We start from the raw sequence: 21,610 nt of genomic DNA, 5'->3' as shown, positions 1-21,610 counted from the left end.
TTCTTTACCACCGAGTATAAATGGAGTGAGAAAATATTTATGGAGGTAGTATAGTATTATCAAGGTTGATCGACAAAAAAAGCCTACTAAATTTTTTTTAACAATAAAACTGTGTTTCCTTTTGCATCAGTTAGTGTGATCATTCCTTCCTTAGATACTCGATAAAACCCTACCGATCCTGATCCTCCTTGTTCAAGAATTGATTGACTTTGTGCATTGAATAGATAGTCTGATTCAATCATTTCATAGAAAGCAATCACAATGTCCTCATTTTGTAATTCAGGAGAATCACTGATAAGTACTTGCATTGCTCGTTCCTGAGAGGTTATTGCATTACCTATAAGAGGCGAAGAAGCATCCGTTGATTCCGTTGTTACCTCAGATGATTGAGTAGAATTTATAACCTCTTGAATTTGTGAATGTTTAAATACTGATGAATTTTCTTGAGACGAACTTTCTTCATTCATTGAACTTATAGATTGGATATCTGACTCTGTATTTTTTGAGGTAGTTGTCTCATAAGCAGCAAGTAAAAGAAGACTAGTTACCATACCAATAAAAACAATTTTTTCATTATAATTTCTCCCATATATATTATTTATCGTACACTTCAAATATATATTGTAAAAAGATAAGCCATCCAAATTACCATTATCATACTAATAATCTTGAATTAAGCTATTATAATTAACGGTATAAAAGAAGTGTGGTTACTAAGGATATTATTCATCAGAGAAAAATATTTATAATAAAAATATATACATGGTGATAATAATAACTTACATTAAACTTGTTTTGACTAAAGATAGATAGCATAAACTCTAATTAAGTTGTGCGAGAGTTATTATTTGTGTTCTTAGCTGCTACATGGTATATTAAATAAGTAATCTAATTTGAAACGTAATCTGAGGGATATATTCACACTATAAAAACTCCTTTTACCAAGTAATGTTAATTGCAACAAAACACGTATGATCTACGTAATAGGAGGAAATATATATGAATAACGGTACAGTAAAATGGTTTAACTCAGACAAAGGTTTTGGATTTATCACAGGTGAAGATGGACAAGATGTGTTTGCACATTTTTCAGCGATCCAAGGTGAAGGCTTTAAGACTTTAGATGAAGGTCAAGCAGTTACTTATGATATCGAAGATGGTCAACGTGGACCACAAGCAGTAAATATCAATAAATAATTCAATAGACGAATTTGAACCATCTCCTTGTGAGATGGTTTTTTTGTTATTAGAAATAGATACGAAAATTTTGGAAACATTTGAAAAATCAAGTAAACTATTATTTAATGATCAGTAGGTAGAGATAGCAAGAATCACCATAAGTGGTTGATAAGTGATACATGAAATTCTATATCATTCATAAAATTCAAAGAACAATAGATGATTCTTCCGGACATGAGAGAATGGATCGATCAAAAAGGAATAACTATTCTGTCACTTTATTAAGTTTTTGAAACATCACGCTATTTTTGATATGCGTAAAATCAGAGAATCAAATGCGCTTAAAGTAATTAGAAAAGAGGAAAAGTATATGGAATATGTCATTATAACCCAAAAACATTCTGATTGGCTTTCAGTAGCTAATTCTATCCGTCAATTTGAATGGAAAGCAGCAAAATATATAGCAGATAAAATGGAAAAACAAGAATTTACAGATTGGGAATCCGTGATTATTGCAAAAGATGGAAATCATGTTGTAGGATTTTGTACTCTTGTAAAAAAAGACATTATTGATACGAAGGACTACACGCCTAACATTGCCACTGTTTTTGTCGCCCCAGAATATCGAGGGAAACATATCAGCCAAAAATTAGTTGCAACAGGTGAAAACAAACTAAAGGAAATTGGTTTCAGTAGTGTATATATAACAACTCAACATGAAGGGTTATATGAAAAATGGGGTTATCAGGAAGTAACTAAGGAAAACGATCGGTTTGGACGATTGATGCGAGTATTAGAAAAAAATTTGAAGAATGAAGGATCCGAATGAATAGGATCGGTTCATACTAAGCGATGAATCAGTTAGTTGAATAAGTAAAACAAGTATGCAGACATCTTCGTTCGTGTTTGTTGAACATCGATGTGACGTTTTCGTAAGCTTACTCTTAGTAAAAATCAATGGAGATCTCATATTTTTTCATAGATCATTGGTAAGATTAAGCGGATTCAAAAAATTGATAGGAGCATTTTTTCATGAAGAGAATTTTAGTGATTATTTTTAGGTATAACAGTTTTATTAAGTGGGAGTATGTTTTGGAATAGTAAAGATGTGACAGCAAAGGAGGAACGTGGCTCTAGTCTTCTAGGTTCTACCATGAGAATAGAAGGAAAAAAGTATAAATGGAGAGAAGCGTCATTTGGTGGCACGAACAGAGGATATATGATCAATCCAGATAAATATCGCTACCAATTGCCCCCAAATCCACATAAAGATCCTTGGTACAAATAAAAACCAAGTGAAGTTTTATAACCAAGGTGCTGATCAAATTGAAAAGCAGGCAAATGAAGGAAAATGGCAGAGCAAAGGATGGCCTGATACTATCCAAAATATTACGATCCATGGCATCGAGTACACATTGACAAAATAAAAATGTGAATGGTACAAACTTATCCTACTAGAATGATAAATCAAAAGAATAAGCGTAAATGTTTGTATTCTTAGGTAATACATGGTATATTAAATAAGTAATCTAATTTGAAACGTAATCTGAGCGATATATTCACACTATAAAAACTCCTTTTACCAAGTAATGTTAATTGCAACAAAACACGTATGATCTACGTAATAGGAGGAAATATATATGAATAACGGTACAGTAAAATGGTTTAACTCAGACAAAGGTTTTGGATTTATCACAGGTGAAGATGGACAAGATGTGTTTGCACATTTTTCAGCGATCCAAGGTGAAGGCTTTAAGACTTTAGATGAAGGTCAAGCAGTTACTTATGATATTGAAGATGGTCAACGTGGACCACAAGCAGTAAATATTAATAAATAATTCAATAGACGAATTTGAACCATCTCTTTGTGAGATGGTTTTTTTGTTATTAAAAAGTCCTAAGAGGAAAACTATATGGACTACTTGATCTTGACAAATAGATGTTCCATCTGGCTAAAAGGGGCTAACTATATTAGTCACTTTGATTGGAAAACAGCAAACTATATAGTGAATAGTGGAGAAATGAAGAAAAAATTTGTAGATTGGGAATCAGTGATCAGCGCAAAAGAAAGAGACAAAGGTGTGGGATTTTGGACTCGTATAGAAGAAGATATTAGCGACACAAATGGATATACCTTTGATATTTTAACTATTTTGTCACATCAACATATCAAGGAAAGCATTTGAGCCAGAAGTTAGTTTAAATAAGTGAACATCTATTATGGGAAATAGATTTTAGTGAAGTTTATATAAAAACATAACATGAAGAGCTATATGAAAAATTGGGATATTGAGAAGTAACTAAAGGAAATGGTTGGTTTGGGCAGTTGGTGTAGGTGATAGAAAAGAATTTAATAGGAAAAGTATAATATAAACTTGTCATAAGGTTTTATTATTTTTTAGATTTAAAACGAATAAATCCGAGACAAAATTTTACTTAACTATTCCCGCCCAAATAATCACTGAGCTACACAAAGGACATGGTTCAAAAGTGCTATATAACCAATATCCCTCAGGTAATATATGTGTTTTTAATTGCTCACACGCACTTCTGACGGCGTTTACTTCAGCATGAGAAGTGGGATCATGCTCATCTAAGACAGTAGTTTTTCCGATGGATACAATCATATTTTTGTTGTCTACAACAGCAGCAACGATGGAATGGTCTTGCCTTTGTAACTGAATCAATTTATGCATGATACTTTTTTGAGGATGAAAATTCATAGTACATTCTCCTGAAATTTTATAAAGTTATTGTAACATATTTTTTGTTGATGAAAGAAAAAAGCAGAATTGGTGATGAAGAAAAAAACAGTAAGCAAATCGCTTACTGTTTTTAATAAAAATGATTTGTCCCAACGAAGGTAGTCATATTATATCGAATTATACTTTTTGTAAAATCTATTATTTTGTCTTTTATAGAAAAAAATATAAAACTACAAGACTTTGAGAAAAAAGACCTGTAGCTTATTCTGTATTAAATCAAAAACCGATAACAACTCTCTGGAAGACCATAAAGTCTTGTCAGTTCTTCCACTTCTCTTGGGTAGGTTTCCGTATCTTCTTTGTACAAGGAAACGATCAAGTTCGAAGCAAAGCAGTTAGCTTCGCTTTCAGACTTGCTTCTTGAATTTCTAGAGGATACATAGTAACTAGATATTTCTCGATGGAACAAAGCGTGTCCAAGTTCATGGGCACAAATGTAAAAACGTTCTTCTGATTCTTTCAGTGAGTTGTTCAATAAAATAATAGGGGAGCCTAATAGTTCTTGAAACTGTCCTTTTGGATTATCGAGAAAAGAAACATATCTGATTTCGATTCCTAATTTTTCAGCAATCACAAAAGGATTGGCGGTATCATAGGTACGCTTCAGTTCGCTTACTAATTTGATAATATCCATCTCCATATATGCTCACTTCTCTTTGCCACGTTTTCGAAATTCCCAGAAAAGCCCGTCAATACATCTTTCACACGTTGCTTTTCTTGTTCTGTCAATGTTTCTCCACCATACGCCATATTGACATTTGAATTGAGCATTTTGTCTAACTCAAATAAATCATCTTTATTTGCCCATTTTGGCGCTTGGTTGCTGCCTAATAAGAAATCAGTTGTTACCCCAAAATAATCCGCTACTTTTTTTAAATTTTCCGACTTTGGTGAAACGCGATCCCATCTTCGGATCTGGCCATTAGAGATTCCTACGGCACGTTCGACTTCAGCAAAGGTTACTTTTTTTTCTTCTGCTAATTGTTTGATTCGCGCAACTAGTGTCATAAGGAACCACCTTTCTTGAAATTTAAATAGCATAAAAGTTATTATTGTTGACAATTAGCTTTTAAGCTATTATAGTTTGTTTATACACTGATTCAATTGTTCGAAAAGTTAAGAATAAAGTTACTTAAAAGTTCTTTCGATAGAGCATGCTTAAGATTGAGCGTATTCCGATGATTTCTATTGACTTCATAATAGCTTAAAAGTTATTCAGTGTCAAAGATGATGAACATTGAATTGTAATCAGATTGAAGTAATCTGTGGCGATAGGTAAGATCAAACAAAGGTAAAGTATTCCAGAAAGTGGAGGGTGAGCACAATGATTGTAGAGAATGCTGTGGTATTGAATGAGTTTAGAAATCTTGTAAGTAATGTGTACATTCAGATTTTTGTATTGATTCTATGTCTTGATTTTATTAGCGGTATCTGTCTGAAAACAGGAAAAAAGAAACGATTCAAACGTTCTGTGATTAAAGATATGATCAAATATTTGTTGATTTTACTTATTGTTTTGATTGCTTATCCTTATCTAAAAATTACAGGTTTTGAAGCAATTGGTATTGCTTTGGTTTTTTCGTATTGTGCAATCTATGGCTTGTCTGTTATTGAAAATCTAAGGAAACTAGGAATACCTGTACCTGATTTTGTTAAAGTACGTTTGAAAAAATGGCGTGATTTCTCAGAGGAGCAGGGAAGAACAAAAAATGATCGATAGGATTTTCTTAAAAGTGCTGCTAAGATATTCTTATTATTTGGAGCAAACAAAAAGACGTTTCTATGGCTCGTTTAGCCAAAAACGTCTTTTAATTCTCTCTAGAATTATCAGCTGACATGAAAAGGGAACACTCCTTAGTTAGATTCGTGTAGCGCTTTTACTGCTTGCTCAATGGTGATTCCATAAGCGATATGTTGTTCGTTCAGTGCATCGATTGCCATGAAGCGATTCGTTGAACTATCAAATGCTACACGATAGCTGATGCTTGTTTTTGTGAATGTCATAGATATCTCTCCTTTCATTGGTATTTGTGTATTCATGAAACTTTTCATAAAAATTCCGAATACACCTTAAGTTTAGCACCATTTTAAAATTTGGGCAATAAATGTGCTATAAGATAGCTGTTACTAGTTTACTTGAAATTAATTCTCTGAGATTCCCATCAATAATCCAATCATCAATAAGATAAATATACCAGTTTGAATATAGACCATCATTATTCACCTCTTTAAGCCTAGTGTATCTCTTTTTTGGTTCCGACTCACGAACAGTGGGGGATAATGTTCAAACAAAATTGTCATATTTTGGGTTGAAATGACTGAAATAATAGCAGAACAGGAATCAAAATAGTGAAAATTGAAAGCGTCGAGCAAACACTTGCTTTGAGATATTTCGCAAACTTCATTATAATAAAAGAAAGGGGGCGAATCGCTATGCAAAAAAGAAAAAATTCTGGTAAACTAAGCATTTTTCTAGCAGTTATATCTGCTATCCCTGCTGTTTTAGCAGTCGTTCGAGCTATTAAGGAATCAAAGCAAAGATAAACTAAACAAAACGTGTCGCTTACTTATCCAGTGGGATAGTGAGCGACACGTTTTTATATTAACCAACACCAAGAACAAAGTTTAATAACTTGTCAGAGTAAGTAATTTCTCCTTCAGAGTCTTTGATCGTATCATTCAATGCTTTCATATCATCTGTAATGATACCATCTACACCATAAAACATCATCCGGCTCATATCGTCTGCCTCATTGGGTGTCCATACATAGACTTTCTTGCCATCTTGATGGGCAGAATCAATGAAATTACGATTGATCGTACTGTACTCCATGGTTAAGAAGTCGGCAGGTGTTACTGGAGGACCAACTAGATTAAAAGGCAAAATATAGCCAACGTAAAAATTAGGGTTTTCCGCTTTTAAATCGGACACTGTTTGGTAAGTCAAACTTTGTAAAATATGTCTATGCGTTAAAATAGTTTCTTCGTATTTTTCAACAAAATTTTTAACTAAATCATCCGAGTCTTTTCGAGTCGTTTTGATTTCGATCAATAATTTTTGGTTCAGTTCATTTGCTCGGTTTAAATACGTATCGAATGAAACCAATGGCTCTTTGGCACCATTTTCAGTCACAGTTAATTTTTCCAGTTCTGCTAAAGTTAGGTCTTGCGGTGCTTTATTGACTCCAGTCAAATTTCTTAAATTGAAATCATGCATGACCACGAATTGACCATCTTTTGTTTCTTGGATGTCCATTTCTACATAATCTGGATGATAATCTTTGCTCGTCTTTTCTAGTGCAGCTATCGTGTTTTGTGCGCTGTTTCCTAAGCTAACGCCACGATGGGAAATCGTTAGAGGTTTTGTTTCAGAAGCAGATGTCAGGTAATTCATATTGTAAATACAAACACCAACACCGAAGAAAACAGCAAATAAAGTAAACGCAGTATTTTTTAAAGCTGTGTGTTTTTTTGGCACTTCTTGTGAAGAGAACCAGCTGGGAATATCTGGTAAGAAACCTTCATCATCCATAAAGTCTACAATGACGTAAAAAATTCCGACGGTGGACATCACGATATTGAACAAAAGAACACCTTGTAAGAGTGTCATGGCAAAAACAGCACTAATCAATGAGTAATCGGAAAAATATTCCTCAACAAAGATCTGACCTGACAAGATCGCCAAGTAACTGATTGTTGAAATCAATAAAATTGTACCACTGATCACTAAAAATTGACCTGAAATCGCAAAAAAACGTGCTTTGGTCAAACGCCAACTCTCACGGATCGCTTCACGAAATGGGCGATCTCTTAAAATCATTTCAGGTAATGCAAAGATTAAACGAATGCCGATATAACCGAGGAAGACATAGACGAGTAGAAAAGAACTTACGATGATCCAGCGATTAGTAAAAATAAAATCCATAATAAATGCAGGGATTTTTATTTTAGAAAGTAAATCTGAATTAAAACTTAACCCGCTGATCGGTAAAATCAAAAAAAAGTAAGCTAAGAAAAATAAAAAAATCATCGGACGAACTTTTTTTATTTGTCGGATGGTCAACTGCAATAATTGCTTCAATGAAATTGGTTCTTGTTTTTTGATGAAATAAACACTCATTAGCAAAAAAGTAAACTCAAAATAGACTAAGAGCAAAATCAACAATAAGACAGCAATCAAGGAGAAGAAAACTCCTGGATGTTGCGAAATCAGTGTGGGGATATTATCCGTTGAAAGATAATCGATCGACCCACGTTGTAAAATCAAGCGTGTCATACTACCAAGCAAAGGCAAACAAATAAACAAAATAAACCCATGCATTAGAACTACATCACGAAAATAAGCTTGTGTTCCTTTCAAGAAATCCCAAGCATTTCCTAAACTTCGTTTTAAATAAACGATCATTATTATCACCTACTCCTAACATTATAGCGCAAAAAACATAAAAAAGGAGTACTGCAGGAACCTTTCATTGCAGTACTCACAGTGTATCTATTAAGAAATCATCCTAACAAGCCAGTCAGGAAGTTACCACCATAAATCAATGCCATGCTGTACAAAAAGATCGATAAGGGTTTAGCAATCAAAATAATCAACGTGTATTTTTTGACTGAGATATTTGTCAAGCCAGCCATTAAACACAAGGCATCGTCTGGTGCTACTGGTAAAAAGATCGCTAGCGCAAAAAGCTTTTCAAAACGACTTTGGTTTTCTAGCCAACCAATATATTTGTCATATGTTTTATCACTAATCATCGACAGGATAAATGGTTTTCCATATTTTCTACCTAATAGGAAAATAATGATCGAACCGATACAAATACCAACATAATTATAGATAAAGCCAGCGTAAGGACCAAAAATCAGGACACCTGCTGCGGTGCTGATCCCTCCAGGAATGATCGGTATAACGACTTGCAGTATTTGGATCAAGATAAAGATTATCGGTCCTAAAATAATTGAATCACCTACAAGACCTCTTAATGCGTTCAAATCTTTAAAGACGCCTAGATTAATAAAATAAATCGTGAGTGCAATTGATAAACCAATACCGATGATCGATATAATATTCATTAATTTACGAGATACTGCAACGTTCATCCCTAGTCAACTCCTTCGAAGTTTTCATCTGATAATTGTATTTTACCTGAAAAGCGTAACTGCGCGCCACTATTTCAAGTGAGAAACAACAAACAATTTTGTAAGTTCAAACCAAGTATAGAGGATGAAACAAAATAAAACATCCATCTAGAGTCTTATTTACTTAATTTTATGATCTATAAAACTTTCATGGCTATTTCACATTTAAATCCGGCGAAAAATCTTGATGTTTAAAATTGGCGAATCATACATGATTTCCACATCATCGATCAGATTCCCAAGTAATCGATAGGATTCTTGGCCATGGGAAGGGGTACCTAGCAATTCGTGGTAATAGATCTCCATACTAGGATCTCTAGGTGTATTCAACAGTGAGGCCAATGTATTCAAATCTTTTGGCGAATTTTTTGTTGTTCCTTGAAATTCGATATATAGTCCTTCATCTGTATATTCTAAGCCAATACGAATCTCATTGATCTCATGTTCGTAAAAATACGTGAGAAATTCATCAATGATCCTCTTTGATAGTTCTTTTTCCATTTCCATGTGCGTTCTTTCCCTTCCCTGCAAACGTAAAATTTTCTAGGATAGGCACTAGTATACCAGCAATAAATCCCGTTGAAAACCCACTATTATATAGATTCAATCCTCCGTGTAATGTGCTGAGATTATGGACAAGAGTAATATGTAAAAAGCCTGCAATCACTCCATAAACGCCGCCATAAAATCCACTGATCGGGGCAAGGCCTGTACCGAAAATCGCAGCTACGAGCATGGTTGTTTCGGTCATATCATGCATTGTTCCTAATATTGAGGCAATGTAGATACCAATCAAAATCGGAAAACAATTTTTAACATGACTTCCAAATGAGCTGAAACCAGCTACTGAGATGATTCCTCCCACCACAGGTCCATTTAGCACACCACCGACCAGCAAGACATACGACATCAATAACAAGCCAACCAAGCCCATATTGATCAAGGTGGCGCCGATACCTGATGTGCCGATGAAATCTGTTGTAAGTTTTCCAGAAGACTCAAAGATTTCACGTAATCCTTTCAATTTGAATGCATTAAAGAAGAAGCCACAAACAGCGGTTAATAAAAAGAATAAAAAAATGATCCAAGTCAATTCATGATGGTAATCAGTCGAGAGAATCGAATGCACTTCGATCGAATAACTAAATTGCCGAAGGATACCTGTCACCAACATAGCAATCAACCCTGAAGTAAAACCGATATTATAAAGTGTAAAACCACGATGAAAGGTCAGAGTCTGAACAGCTAGGATCGGCAATAAAAAGCCAGCGATCAAACCGGCTAAATTACCCAGGAAAGCACCTTGAAGGATTGGTAAACCCATTCCGAATGTAATATAGCTGACAACAGGGGAGAGTGCACTACCAAATAAGCCAATCATTACATATTGAGAAAATGGTTTGTGCATAAAATAGGCATATAAATAAACACCGAGGATAATGGAGATGGAATTGTATAGATTTTTCCCAAAGAATGAAAAACCTGCGACAGTCAATATGGAAGCAAACATCGCACCATTCAACATGACTTTATGGCGATAGGCTAGTAAGACAGAAGATAATGTGAGGAGTCCTACATTCATAAATGCGCTTCCAAATCCACCTAAAGCAATATAGTCGGTCAAAAGATTACTGGGGGAGGTTATGATCACCATTAATCCTACGAGGTTATTCGATAAAGAATCGCTAAGCAAGCCAATAATCAAAAAAAACACGCCTGTAAAAATAAGGTAAAAATAGTTTTTTCTTTGAGAAATGATTCTTTTTTGGGGATGAATATAAATAACGTCACTTTTATTCTTCATTACACACCTTCTTTTCCTTTTTATTTAACTATAACTTGAAAGAAAACTTTAGGTCAACTTAAATTCAACACAAAATCAAAAATTGTAAGGGGAAACAAATTACGTAAAAAAATATTTAGAAAATTGAGAAAACCAATAAAAAACACATATATGCTTTAAAATATAACAATTTAGGTATATTATTTGCAATAATTGATCAATATCGGTTAAAATAAAAGAACAGAGACTGTAGCATGAAGTGGGGGAGTTTATTATGAGAAGAAAAGTCTATACGAAGGATCAAATTCTGAAAGCTGCATATGAAGTGGTTGCTAAAGAAGGATTTAAAGGTTTCACTGCACGAAATATCGCGAAAAAGATGGGGATATCGACCCAACCGATTTACTTAGAGTTCAAAAACATGGAAGATTTAAAAAATACGCTATTAGATGTCATCTTCCAACAGTTAGAAGAAGAAGTGTTTCCTGTAGAGCGTACAGGAGATAAAATCATCGATTTAGGATTGAATTATATTTATTTCGCTAAGAAAAACCATAGCCTTTACATGGCTTTATATATCGATGAACATGGAAATGGTCAAAAGATGCATGATTTTTCTTATAATTATTTCCGTAAGTTATTAAAAGAGGACGCCCGATATAAAGATTTATCGGAAGCGTATATTGATGCGCTTCATACTGGTACTTGGGTAACCATCACTGGTATTGCTTCATTGATGTCTTCTAGTATCATGCATCCTACAGAAGAGCAAATCATTTCGATCATCAAAACGACGGTCGATTCTGTACTTGCAATTGAAAATCCAGAAAAAATACGCTAATTACAACATCATGAGGTTGAGACAGAAGTTTTTTAGCCTCGAGAAATAAGGCGCTATCCACGAAAAACGTGCTTCAAATTTTAGTGGATGGCGTCTTAACTTTCGAAGGGGTTACTTCTACTGTTAACGCCGTTTATTCGTTTTTTGATGGTGAGAGGACGAATGTCCCGTAAGCTATTTTATTCCAATCATGTAATTTGAAAAGTGTTTTCGGATTTAAACATAACTGTTGCGGTATTTAAATGACCAGTTTACAAAACAAATAAGATTAACAGGAGTGCATAATACCTCTTGACATTTTTAGAAAAAAGATTAAAAATAGTAGGCATGGAAGGTTGGCAGAGTGGTAATGCACCGGACTCGAAATCCGGCGAGCCGCAGTAATGTGGTGCACGGGTTCAAATCCCGTACCTTCCTTATATACCAACGTTTAGACACGATTTAGGTCGTGTCTTTTTTGTTGATTTTTTACCCTGAAATATTTTTTGACTCCCCTTTTGGTACTCCTTTTATGTAATTTGCAAATTTTCAAATATGACCGATTCATGTAGAAAGAAAGTTCTCTGTAAAAGAAAGAAACAATAAGGAACAGCCTAGCTATCCCTTGAAAATCAACCGCTATGACAGTCTTTGCAACAATGAGAACAACCATCAAAACTTTTAGATGAGTGGGTTGTGTTTGCTTTATGTAAGGCTTCTTCACATGTAGAAAATATGCCAATAAAAAGTGCATCCTCTGGACAATGCGTACATGAGATCACGTGGACTTCGTGATTTCCTCGCGCATCTGTTTTTTTGTTAAAATAATAAATTGCCATCTATATCTACCACCCTGATTTATTTCAATGTCTTGCACATTGATATTTAAATTATACTGGAAGGTTGAATGAACATGAGGATTATTTTTTCGTTAGGATGGAAGAGGTTGTTTTAAAAAATTCTTGAAATAAGCAGGATAGAAGAAAAAATTGTATAAAAGTAGTGATTGCCGATTTTGATTTTTATCATCGAGCTTCAAGTGGTTTTTTTTATTGCGATATGAAAATCGGCGAGTCCATTACTTTAGTAAACGATAAAAATTTATTTACAAGAAGATAAGCGCAGAAATCTAAACGACGGTGTAGTCTTTTTGGTTTGTGCGCTTGCTTTCTTGTATTCAAGTATTCTGTTCTCTTTTTTATATAGATTTTCTATTTATCTGAAATCAACTAATATAGCCATGATTTTTTAAGGATTTTTGATGTTCACAAGGTATTCCAACGATTGTAAAAGGAGTTATTTTAGTCGTCGTTGTTTGGCCATTCCATTCATAGGCGTAATTTCTGCCGTTCCAATTCGTGTCGCAAGCGAAGCAGTGATATTCAACTTCTATTCTTCCAGTTGAGTCTTCTGCTTGAATCCAGCCGATAGACTGAGCGGTGCCGTTCGTAATATTCGCTTGATTTAAATCCCAATCATAAGGATCTGAGCTAAAGGCGCTCAATGGTGTAGCAGGTGTGTTTAATGCCTTTTCCAAAATTGGATCTTGGGTTTGTCCTTGTGGAGTTGTTTGATTTACTAGCTGTTGATCATTTGGGCTTGTTGTTTCTGTCGTGGTTAATGAACGTTCGGTCCTTTTTGTCTGTGAAGTTTTCGTGGTTTCTTGAACTGTCGTGTTTTGAATTTCTGGTGCAAATAACGGGAATAGCATGATACCTAATATAAATGCCCCAATAATAGTTGTTACCCCTAACAATATCCCTAATAATACTTTTCCGATTTTCATGTTCATCCTTCCTAACTTTAAAATAAAATATGTTCTTAGATTGAGCATCTCCGAAATTCGTTTTTTCGTCAAGTGATTTGATAGCAGGTTATAGTTATTGTATATTGGTTTTTATTTCTTGAAATTTACCTATTCTATAAAGTGAAGCAGGTAGTGCAAAGAGATACTTAGTTATTTTCAAATGAAATAAGAGGCGAATAAAAAGTTTTTTTAATATTATGCCAAGTAGTTCTCACTTCTACCAAACAGAATAACGTACTTTTTTTTTCACGCATGATGATTTTCTTACATGCGGACGTAAAAGACAGAGATGGATAAAAAGCCTTCTATCAAAGCGCAAGCAAAGAAAATCTTAGATTGAAATAGAAAATGAAATCGCTTGTTATTTTGAAGATATATGTCTACAAAAATCTCCCTATTTATGAATAACATGAAATATTTGTAAACTATAGAAGAATCCAGTAGCTTCCTAGGATAAAACATGTTAAATTAATTGTTGAGTCTACTTTTTTTAAAGATAGAGAGTTTTCATTTTATTTGTTTTCATGTGACGAAATTGTAAGAGTGAAAATCATTCATTCTGAATGCCTTCCTGTGATAAGATTCATGTGGACATAATAATGGAATAGTAATTTTAGTAGGATGTGAAATAAATGTGCGGAATCGTAGGATTTGTTAATGACAAAGATAATAAAAAAGCAATCATCAATGACATGATGGATCGCATCATTCACCGTGGACCGAATAGTTCCGGTGAATACATTGATCGTGATGTGGCTTTGGGTTTCAGACGTCTAAGTATTATTGACTTAGAAGGGGGCACACAGCCCATTTACAATGAAGACCAAACAAAAATCATTATTTTTAATGGAGAAATCTACAACTATCAACCACTTAGAAAAGAATTGATCGATGCAGGTCATATTTTTAAAACCCATGCAGATACAGAAGTTTTATTACATGGCTATGAAGAATGGGGAACTGAGTTATTGCAAAAAGTACGTGGAATGTTTGCTTTTGCGATTTGGGATAATGAGAAAAAAGAATTATTCGGTGCAAGAGACCATTTTGGGATCAAACCATATTACTATGCTGAAATGAACGGAACTTTGATGTTTGGTTCTGAAATCAAGAGTTTTTTACCACATCCAGATTTCAATAAAGAATTGAATCGGGAAGCATTGAAACCATATATGACGTTTCAATATTCTCCTTTAAATGGGGAAACATTCTTTAAAGGCGTCTATCGTTTACCAGAAGGTCATTATTTCACTTACAAAGATGGCCACATGGATATCCAACAGTATTGGGATGCGAACTTTGAAGAAAAAGGCACACAAAGCCGTCAAGAATGGATCGATCAAATTGATGAAACAGTGAAAGCATCGATCGAAGCACACACGATCAGTGATGTGGAAGTTGGCTCTTTCTTATCAAGTGGGGTCGATTCAAGTTATGTGACTTCTGTTTTGAAACCAGACCATTCTTTCTCAATAGGCTTTGATGATAAAACCTATAATGAAGCAATCGAGGCACGTAAATTAACAGAAATGCTTGACTTGGATAACACCGCAGCTGTCATTGATGGAGACATGTCCTTTAAGGCTTTCCCTTTGATTCAATACCATTTAGATGAACCAGATTCTAATCCATCTTGTGTACCGTTGTATTTCTTAGCGAATCTTGCGGCACAAAGTGTACGAGTCGTTCAATCTGGCGAAGGGGCAGATGAATTATTTGCTGGCTATCAATCATATGGCTTCCACACAAATTCAAAATTTATCCGAGTGATTGCTCAAGGATTGAAAAAATTACCAAAAGGTACTCGCTATAACTTAGGTAGAAAAATCGGCAAGATGCGTAATTTCCATGGTAGGATCCATTTATATGAATCATTAGCGCCTGCCAAAGAATATTTTATCGGACATGCACGGATCTTTGAAGAAAACGAAGCGGCCAACCTGTTGACGCCAGAATTTCAACAAGCCCCAACAGTTAAAGAAATCATGGCAGAACATTATGCAAAAACTGAAGGAATCCAAGACGAGATTAACAAGATGCAATATGTTGACTTACACCAATGGATGCCAAAAGATATTTTGTTAAAAGCCGACAAACTTTCAATGGCAAGTTCACTGGAAGTGCGGGTACCACTTCTTGATATCGAAGTAATGAAATTAGCGCAACAAATCCCAAGTAAGTATTTATTGAATCAAAACAATACGAAAGATGTCTTTAGACAAGCTGCGAACAAGCATCTGCCTGAAGAATGGTCAAATCGTGTAAAACTTGGTTTCCCTGTACCGATCAAAGCTTGGCTGAAAGAAGAACATGGCTATCACCAAGTAAAAGAATTATTTGAAGCTGATTTTGCGACAGAGTTCTTTGATCAAGCTAAAATCATCCAATTACTTGATGATCATCATGAAGGTAGAAGTGAAGAACAACGTAAGATTTGGACGATTTTCAGTTTCTTGACGTGGTACAAAGTTTATTTTGTGGATGAAACGATTCCCCAAGCTGAACCAATCCAATATGTAACAGTTTAGACGATCCAACAATGTTTCTATTGAACGCAAAAACGAAGAGTGCCGATCCATAATGGGCAGACTCTTCGTTTTTTGCCGTCAATCGGAATGAGTTGATTTTTTATTCAAAGGGACGATAGTATACAATCAGTAATGGACTTCTCGCTCAAATGTGCCATCTTTTTTATAGATCATCAAGGATGTTTCTTTATTACGAGCTACTTCTTTTCCTTTTTCAATGGCGTCTTCTTTATGATCGAAGTGATTGCTTGCTTTTTCAGCGCCTTTAGAGCGAACGATCCAATGATCTTCTTCGAATTTGACTTCGACTGTAGCGTCTAATAATTTAGCCGCTCGCGGATTGCTCTCATGCTTGTCCTTTTTTTGTGGATTTTTCTCTTTTGAGAAAGCTTTCTTCTCTTTTTCATCTGCACTTTCAACCCATTCTTTCGCTTGACTGATCGCAATCGGGATTGCTCGATCATCAGGATAACCTTCATCTAAAAGCGCATTGCCGATATCGATTGCTTTCTTTTTAGTCAACTCTTCTAAGTTCTTCATGGCTGGTGGAAAATCTTTCATATTCCAAGGCATAGCTAAGTCCTCCTAAAAGAATAATTGATTTTACTACTATAACAAGTGTAATCTCAACTTGGTAAAAAGAAAAATCATCTGTTTCAATTTTTGCTGTGCTTGTTTTTTGCTCGTCAAGTAGAACTACTTAACAAAATCGTGAAAAAGGCTAGTAATCTGATAAAAATCATGGTAAGATAATCAAGTCTGAGAGTCATCTTAGAGGATTCTAGTATAAATGGGAGGGAAAATCATGCGCGTAAACATTACTTTAGAGTGTACTTCTTGTAAAGAACGTAACTACCTAACTAACAAAAACAAACGTAACAATCCTGATCGTTTGGAAAAGCAAAAATATTGCCCACGCGAACGTAAAGTTACTTTGCACCGCGAAACAAAATAATATGTCTAAAAAAGTTTGGGTCTGTACCCAAGCTTTTTTATTTTTAGTATAATCAAGTAGTAGATGAAAGGAGCGATTCAAAATGTTTATTTCCATGTGGGCCCAAGACAAGAATGGATTGATCGGTAAAGATGGGTTATTGCCTTGGCGTTTGCCAAATGATATGCGTTTTTTCAGAGAACATACGGTGGATCGTTTATTAGTGATGGGGCGTAAAACATATGAAGGCATGGGCGACCTATCTCTTCCTTATCGCCACATCATCGTGTTGACTACCCAAAAAGATTTTGAGGTCAAAGAAAATGCAGAAGTCATGCATTCGATCGATGAATTATTGGCTTTTGCTGAGACTGTTTCAGAAGATATTTATGTTTCTGGTGGAAGTCGGATCTTTCAAGAACTTTTGCCCCAGACTGGGATTATTTGGCGAACACTGATCGATGGTGAGTTCGAGGGAGATACGTATATTGGAGAGATCGACTTTAGTGATTTTGAACTAGCAGAAGAACATATCGGTATCACGGATCAAGAAAACCATTATGCCCATCGTTTTCAAAAATGGGTAAGAAAGTAAGCTCTGATCATTGATGCAGAAAATGGATGATTGAAAGAAATAAAAGGAGATGTTCAAGATCATGGGCGCATCTTTTTTTATAGAGAAACAGCTAAGTCAAGCGAGCTTTGCTCCTTAAGATTTAGCTGTTTTTTATGTTGTATAAAGAACATATAAAGAAATTTCTTGAATATTAACACTATCTTTATAGTCCTTTGTCTATGATGAAAACAAAGGAGAGGAAGAAAATGATCTTATTTTTAGGTTGTATCAGTATTATTTTGTTAGCTTATCTATTCTGGTTTTTATTTAAGGGGGAAGAGCAATGATGAGTGCAGTATTTCAAGGGTTGTTTTTCTTTTTTATTCTACTTGTTTTAGCCGCACCTCTTGGGTGGTACATCAAGTTGATCATGACAGGGGAAACACCAAAATATGTACGTTTCATCCAACCAATCGAACGCTTTTTTTATCAATTGATAGGTCCTGAGAGTCAAAGGAAAATGACGGCGAAGCGTTATTTAGCGCATGTGTTGGGTGTTGGAATCTGTTCTTTGCTATTTTTAACCGGGTTATTGATGGTCCAAGGTTGGCTTCCTGGCAATAATGGCGTGGAAAATCTGTCATTTGATTTAGCCGTGAATACAGCAGTTAGTTTTGTGACAAATACCAACTGGCAAGCCTACGCGGGAGAATTGACACTGTCGAATACGACGCAAATGCTTGGTTTGACTGTTCAAAATTTCTTGTCAGCAGCTGTAGGTTTAGCGGTTCTTTGTGCATTGATCCGCGGCATCGTTCAAAGGAAATCAAGCCAATTGGGCAATTTTTGGCAAGATCTAATACGTAGTTTGCTTTACATTTTTTTACCACTTTCATTAATTACCGCTGTACTTCTGATTTCCCAAGGCGTGGTTCAAACGTTTAGTCATGGGATGTCTTACACTGGTTTATCTGGAGAATCTTTATGGTTATATCTAGGACCTGTGGCCAGTCAAGTAGCCATCAAGCAATTAGGAACCAATGGTGGTGGATTTTTTGGTGCCAATTCCGCTTATCCATTTGAAAATCCGACGATCTTTTCTAATTTCATCGAGAATCTCGCCATCTTGTTGATCCCTACAGCATTGATTTTTGCTTTTGGTTACTGGGTCAAAGAATGGAAACAAGGTCGAACGATTCTAATCGTTTCGTTTGTTTTTCTTTTTGCAGCTTTTATAGGTGTAGCAATTAGTGAATATCATGGACTCGTTTTTACGGATGTACTGGGTTCACAGAATATGGAAGGAAAAGAAGTACGTTTTGGTGTGGGATGGTCAAGTTTATGGGCTGTTAGCACAACAGCAGCATCGAATGGATCCGTCAATGCGATGTTGGACAGTTTTACGTCTCTCGGTGGTGGTATCCCGCTTTTCTTGATGCAATTAGGGGAGATTATCTTTGGTGGTGTGGGTAGTGGATTATATGGCATGTTGGCATTTCTACTACTGACTGTTTTTATCGCTGGGCTACTTGTCGGGCGTACGCCAGAATATTTAGGCAAGAAAATCGAGGCTTTTGATATCAAAATGGCTAGTTTAGTGATTTTGACGCCGGTATTATTGACATTATTTGGTACGATGGCCGTTTCGCTGCATCCTGATGTTTTAACTTGGTTGACCAATAAAGGGCCTCATGGATTTAGTGAGTTGCTTTATAATGTGACTTCTCTAGCAAATAATAACGGGAGTGCATTTGGTGGGTTGTCGGCAGATACACCGTTTCTAAATCTTTTAGGAAGTGTCTTGATGTTGTGCTCTCGCTACATTCCGATCGTTGCTATTTTGTTTTTGGCTGAAAACATGGGAAGAAAGAAAACGATCGCGATCAATGATGGAACACTTTCAACAACGAACGGTACATTCATCTCTATGTTGATGATTGTTATCCTTATTGTCGGAGCATTAAGCTTTTTACCAGCCTTGGCGTTAGGTCCGATCGCTGATCATTTTACCTTAAGTTAGAAGGAGTAAAATCAAATGAAAACTATTTATGTATGGGCAATCAAAGAAGCCTTTGTCAAATTAGACCCAAGACAACAAATCAAAAACCCAGTGATGTTCATGGTCTACATCGGAGCGATCTTAGCGACGATCCTTTGCTTTGAGCAAACAACGGTGCCTTTATGGTTTACTATAACGATCACCTGTTTGTTATGGATTACCTTGTTGTTTGCAAATTTTGCCGAAGCAGTCGCAGAAGGTCGCGGAAAAGCGCAGGCAAATAGCTTGAAGCAAGCGAAAAAAGAAGTGATCACTTATAAGATCAATCGCTTAGAAGATATTGAAAACCAAGAATTTATTGAGATCAAATCTTCTGATCTCAAAAAAGGGGATCTGATATACGTAGTATCGGGTCAACAAATTCCGGCGGATGGTGATGTGATCGAAGGAGCTGCTTCCGTGGACGAAAGTGCCATCACAGGGGAATCAGCGCCAGTGATCCGTGAATCAGGGGGCGATCGAAGTGCCGTTACTGGTGGGACGACGGTGGTTTCTGATTACCTGGTGATTCGTGTGACATCCGAAAATGGACACTCCTTTTTAGATCAAATGATTTCGATGGTGGAAGGAACTCAACGAAAGAAAACCCCGAATGAGATCGGGTTACAAATCTTTTTGATCACGTTAACGATCATCTTTTTAGCGGTCTCTGTTAGTTTAGTTCCTTTTACCGAATTCAGTAGTCAGCTGTCAGGGAAAGGGGCGCCGATTGCGACGATCGTTGTCATTGCTTTATTCGTATGTTTAGCGCCAACGACGATCGGTGCATTGATTTCATCGATCGGAATTGCTGGAATGAGTCGGTTAACGAAAGAAAACGTGATCGCAATGAGTGGTCGTGCCATCGAAGCAGCGGGAGATGTTGATGTATTACTGTTAGATAAAACAGGAACGATTACTTTAGGAAATCGTCGGGCAAGTGAATTCTTACCTGTCAATGGCGTCACAGAACAACAATTAGCTGATGCAGCACAACTCTCATCTTTGGCAGATGAGACGGCAGAAGGCCGTAGTATTGTCATTTTAGCTAAAGAAAAATTTGCTTTGCGGGAACGTATTTTTGAAAAATCCGAAGTGAAATTCATTGATTTTAGTGCGCAAACCCGCATGAGCGGCATGGATTATCGTGGCGATCAGATCCGTAAAGGTGCCGCCGATACGATCAAGAAATATGTGCAGGCACGTGGTGGACAATACCCAGAAGAATGTGATCAAATCGTTGCAAAAGTTGCCCAAGCTGGCGGAACTCCTTTGGTGGTTGTAAAAAATGATCAAGTGATGGGGGTCATTTATCTCAAAGACATTGTAAAAAATGGCGTACAGGAAAACTTTGCAGATATGCGTAAAATGGGGATCAAAACTATCATGATCACAGGAGATAATCCTTTGACAGCAGCGGCGATTGCGGCTGAGGCGGGAGTCGACGACTTTCTCGCAGAAGCAACACCTGAAAATAAAATGAATCTTATTCGTGACTATCAAGAAAAAGGACATCTTGTAGCAATGACAGGTGATGGAACGAACGACGCGCCAGCATTAGCACAAGCAGATGTGGCAGTGGCAATGAATACAGGGACACAAGCAGCAAAAGAAGCAGGCAATATGATTGATTTAGATTCTAGTCCCACGAAGCTATTGAAGGTCGTACGTATCGGTAAACAATTATTGATGACTAGAGGTGCCTTGACCACATTTAGTATTGCAAATGACGTCGCAAAATATTTTGCTGTGATCCCAGTCTTGTTTTATGGGATCTATCCCGAATTGGCCCAGTTGAATATCATGGCACTAGGTAGTCCTCTTACAGCGATTTTATCGGCTGTTATCTATAATGCAGTGATTATTGTCGCATTGATTCCTTTAGCGTTAAAAGGAGTCAAGTATACAGAAAAACCTGCTAGTCAGATTTTGCGGCATAATTTATTGGTCTATGGATTAGGTGGTTTAATTGCCCCATTCATATTCATCAAAGTGATCGATCTCGCTTTGAGTTTTTTCTTAATATAAAAAGAAAGACATTTTGCAGAAAGAAGGAATTCA

Annotated in this window: 22 protein-coding genes, 1 tRNA gene and 1 pseudogene; 13 read left to right on the top strand and 11 right to left on the bottom strand. The window is 35.9% G+C overall.

Annotated elements, in window-relative coordinates:
- Positions 1–86: 86 nt before the first annotated feature.
- Positions 87–644 carry a hypothetical protein gene (locus CYK55_RS08375; RefSeq protein ID WP_241234762.1) on the bottom strand — a complete coding sequence of 186 codons (558 nt, stop codon included), beginning with the start codon at positions 642–644 and terminating at the stop codon, positions 87–89.
- Positions 645–999: 355 nt separating this feature from the next.
- Between CYK55_RS08375 and CYK55_RS08370 the strand changes: the two genes are divergently transcribed.
- The 5 genes from CYK55_RS08370 (at position 1,000) to CYK55_RS08350 (ending at position 3,365) form a co-directional block, all read left to right on the top strand.
- Positions 1,000–1,197 (top strand): cold-shock protein, encoded by a 198-nt coding sequence (locus CYK55_RS08370; RefSeq protein WP_010735111.1) that lies wholly within the window; start codon positions 1,000–1,002, stop codon positions 1,195–1,197.
- 352 nt (positions 1,198–1,549) lie between these two features.
- Positions 1,550–2,008, top strand: a complete 459-nt coding sequence (locus CYK55_RS08365) for a GNAT family N-acetyltransferase (protein ID WP_034687719.1) — start codon at positions 1,550–1,552, stop codon at positions 2,006–2,008.
- 258 nt (positions 2,009–2,266) lie between these two features.
- Positions 2,267–2,467, top strand: coding sequence for a hypothetical protein (locus CYK55_RS13790; RefSeq protein ID WP_235186293.1), 201 nt, complete (start codon positions 2,267–2,269; stop codon positions 2,465–2,467).
- 352 nt (positions 2,468–2,819) lie between these two features.
- Positions 2,820–3,017, top strand: a complete 198-nt coding sequence (locus CYK55_RS08355; RefSeq protein WP_010735111.1) for a cold-shock protein — start codon at positions 2,820–2,822, stop codon at positions 3,015–3,017.
- Between the two features lie 75 nt (positions 3,018–3,092).
- Positions 3,093–3,365 (top strand): hypothetical protein, encoded by a 273-nt coding sequence (locus CYK55_RS08350; RefSeq protein WP_034687717.1) that lies wholly within the window; start codon positions 3,093–3,095, stop codon positions 3,363–3,365.
- 246 nt (positions 3,366–3,611) lie between these two features.
- Here the strand turns inward: CYK55_RS08350 and CYK55_RS08345 are convergent, their stop codons facing one another.
- The 3 genes and pseudogenes from CYK55_RS08345 to CYK55_RS08335 all read right to left on the bottom strand — a co-directional run bounded on the left by CYK55_RS08345 (position 3,612) and on the right by CYK55_RS08335 (position 4,952).
- The gene (locus CYK55_RS08345) at positions 3,612–3,902 is read right to left on the bottom strand and encodes a nucleoside deaminase (RefSeq protein ID WP_051536107.1); all 291 of its coding nucleotides are present in this window, start codon (positions 3,900–3,902) and stop codon (positions 3,612–3,614) included.
- 253 nt (positions 3,903–4,155) lie between these two features.
- Positions 4,156–4,584: an ImmA/IrrE family metallo-endopeptidase gene (locus tag CYK55_RS08340; RefSeq protein ID WP_019722947.1), complete on the bottom strand. Its 429-nt coding sequence runs from the start codon at positions 4,582–4,584 to the stop codon at positions 4,156–4,158.
- 6 nt (positions 4,585–4,590) lie between these two features.
- Positions 4,591–4,952: pseudogene (locus tag CYK55_RS08335) on the bottom strand (helix-turn-helix domain-containing protein).
- Positions 4,953–5,268: 316 nt separating this feature from the next.
- Between CYK55_RS08335 and CYK55_RS08330 the strand changes: the two are divergent.
- Positions 5,269–5,664, top strand: a complete 396-nt coding sequence (locus CYK55_RS08330; RefSeq protein ID WP_034687712.1) for a phage holin family protein — start codon at positions 5,269–5,271, stop codon at positions 5,662–5,664.
- 134 nt (positions 5,665–5,798) lie between these two features.
- Here CYK55_RS08330 and CYK55_RS13495 read toward each other — a convergent pair whose 3' ends face one another.
- From CYK55_RS13495 to CYK55_RS08310, 5 genes are all read right to left on the bottom strand, one after another.
- Positions 5,799–5,948, bottom strand: coding sequence for a hypothetical protein (locus CYK55_RS13495; protein ID WP_164546244.1), 150 nt, complete (start codon positions 5,946–5,948; stop codon positions 5,799–5,801).
- 598 nt (positions 5,949–6,546) lie between these two features.
- Positions 6,547–8,346, bottom strand: coding sequence for a glycerophosphoryl diester phosphodiesterase membrane domain-containing protein (locus CYK55_RS08325; RefSeq protein WP_200868951.1), 1,800 nt, complete (start codon positions 8,344–8,346; stop codon positions 6,547–6,549).
- 101 nt (positions 8,347–8,447) lie between these two features.
- On the bottom strand, positions 8,448–9,044 hold the full coding sequence (locus CYK55_RS08320) for a TVP38/TMEM64 family protein (RefSeq protein WP_034687704.1): 597 nt from the start codon (positions 9,042–9,044) through the stop codon (positions 8,448–8,450).
- A 204-nt stretch (positions 9,045–9,248) separates the two neighbouring features.
- Positions 9,249–9,584 carry a hypothetical protein gene (locus tag CYK55_RS08315; RefSeq protein ID WP_200868950.1) on the bottom strand — a complete coding sequence of 112 codons (336 nt, stop codon included), beginning with the start codon at positions 9,582–9,584 and terminating at the stop codon, positions 9,249–9,251.
- On the bottom strand, positions 9,553–10,887 hold the full coding sequence (locus tag CYK55_RS08310) for a DUF1576 domain-containing protein (protein ID WP_126134181.1): 1,335 nt from the start codon (positions 10,885–10,887) through the stop codon (positions 9,553–9,555). Before CYK55_RS08310 ends, CYK55_RS08315 begins: the two co-directional genes overlap by 32 nt.
- A gap of 253 nt (positions 10,888–11,140) precedes the next feature.
- On the opposite strand from CYK55_RS08310, the gene CYK55_RS08305 reads away from it, so the two are divergent.
- The gene (locus CYK55_RS08305) at positions 11,141–11,707 is read left to right on the top strand and encodes a TetR/AcrR family transcriptional regulator (protein ID WP_034687698.1); all 567 of its coding nucleotides are present in this window, start codon (positions 11,141–11,143) and stop codon (positions 11,705–11,707) included.
- Positions 11,708–12,036: 329 nt separating this feature from the next.
- A tRNA-Ser gene (locus tag CYK55_RS08300) sits at positions 12,037–12,124 on the top strand.
- A 787-nt stretch (positions 12,125–12,911) separates the two neighbouring features.
- On the opposite strand, the gene CYK55_RS08295 is transcribed toward CYK55_RS08300, so the two are convergent.
- Positions 12,912–13,472 carry a hypothetical protein gene (locus CYK55_RS08295; RefSeq protein WP_126134180.1) on the bottom strand — a complete coding sequence of 187 codons (561 nt, stop codon included), beginning with the start codon at positions 13,470–13,472 and terminating at the stop codon, positions 12,912–12,914.
- Between the two features lie 653 nt (positions 13,473–14,125).
- On the opposite strand from CYK55_RS08295, the gene asnB reads away from it, so the two are divergent.
- Positions 14,126–16,021: an asparagine synthase (glutamine-hydrolyzing) gene (asnB, locus tag CYK55_RS08290; RefSeq protein WP_034687692.1), complete on the top strand. Its 1,896-nt coding sequence runs from the start codon at positions 14,126–14,128 to the stop codon at positions 16,019–16,021.
- A gap of 126 nt (positions 16,022–16,147) precedes the next feature.
- Here the strand turns inward: asnB and CYK55_RS08285 are convergent, their stop codons facing one another.
- The gene (locus CYK55_RS08285) at positions 16,148–16,594 is read right to left on the bottom strand and encodes a DUF2188 domain-containing protein (protein WP_126134179.1); all 447 of its coding nucleotides are present in this window, start codon (positions 16,592–16,594) and stop codon (positions 16,148–16,150) included.
- 217 nt (positions 16,595–16,811) lie between these two features.
- Here CYK55_RS08285 and rpmG point away from each other — a divergent pair, with 217 nt between their 5' ends.
- From rpmG to kdpB, 4 genes are all read left to right on the top strand, one after another.
- Complete coding sequence (gene rpmG / locus CYK55_RS08280) at positions 16,812–16,976, top strand: 50S ribosomal protein L33 (RefSeq protein WP_373865805.1); 165 nt, start codon at positions 16,812–16,814, stop codon at positions 16,974–16,976.
- An 82-nt stretch (positions 16,977–17,058) separates the two neighbouring features.
- Positions 17,059–17,550, top strand: a complete 492-nt coding sequence (locus CYK55_RS08275; RefSeq protein ID WP_034687688.1) for a dihydrofolate reductase — start codon at positions 17,059–17,061, stop codon at positions 17,548–17,550.
- 304 nt (positions 17,551–17,854) lie between these two features.
- Positions 17,855–19,531, top strand: coding sequence for a potassium-transporting ATPase subunit KdpA (gene kdpA, locus CYK55_RS08270; protein ID WP_126134178.1), 1,677 nt, complete (start codon positions 17,855–17,857; stop codon positions 19,529–19,531).
- A 15-nt stretch (positions 19,532–19,546) separates the two neighbouring features.
- Positions 19,547–21,577 (top strand): potassium-transporting ATPase subunit KdpB, encoded by a 2,031-nt coding sequence (gene kdpB / locus CYK55_RS08265; protein WP_126134177.1) that lies wholly within the window; start codon positions 19,547–19,549, stop codon positions 21,575–21,577.
- The last annotated feature ends 33 nt before the right edge of the window (positions 21,578–21,610 follow it).

The sequence above is a fragment of the Enterococcus mundtii genome, assembly GCF_003957375.1.
Lineage (GTDB): Bacteria > Bacillota > Bacilli > Lactobacillales > Enterococcaceae > Enterococcus_B > Enterococcus_B spodopteracolus.
The sequence above is the reverse complement of the archived record's forward strand: the minus strand, read 5'-3'. Positions and strand labels throughout refer to the sequence as shown.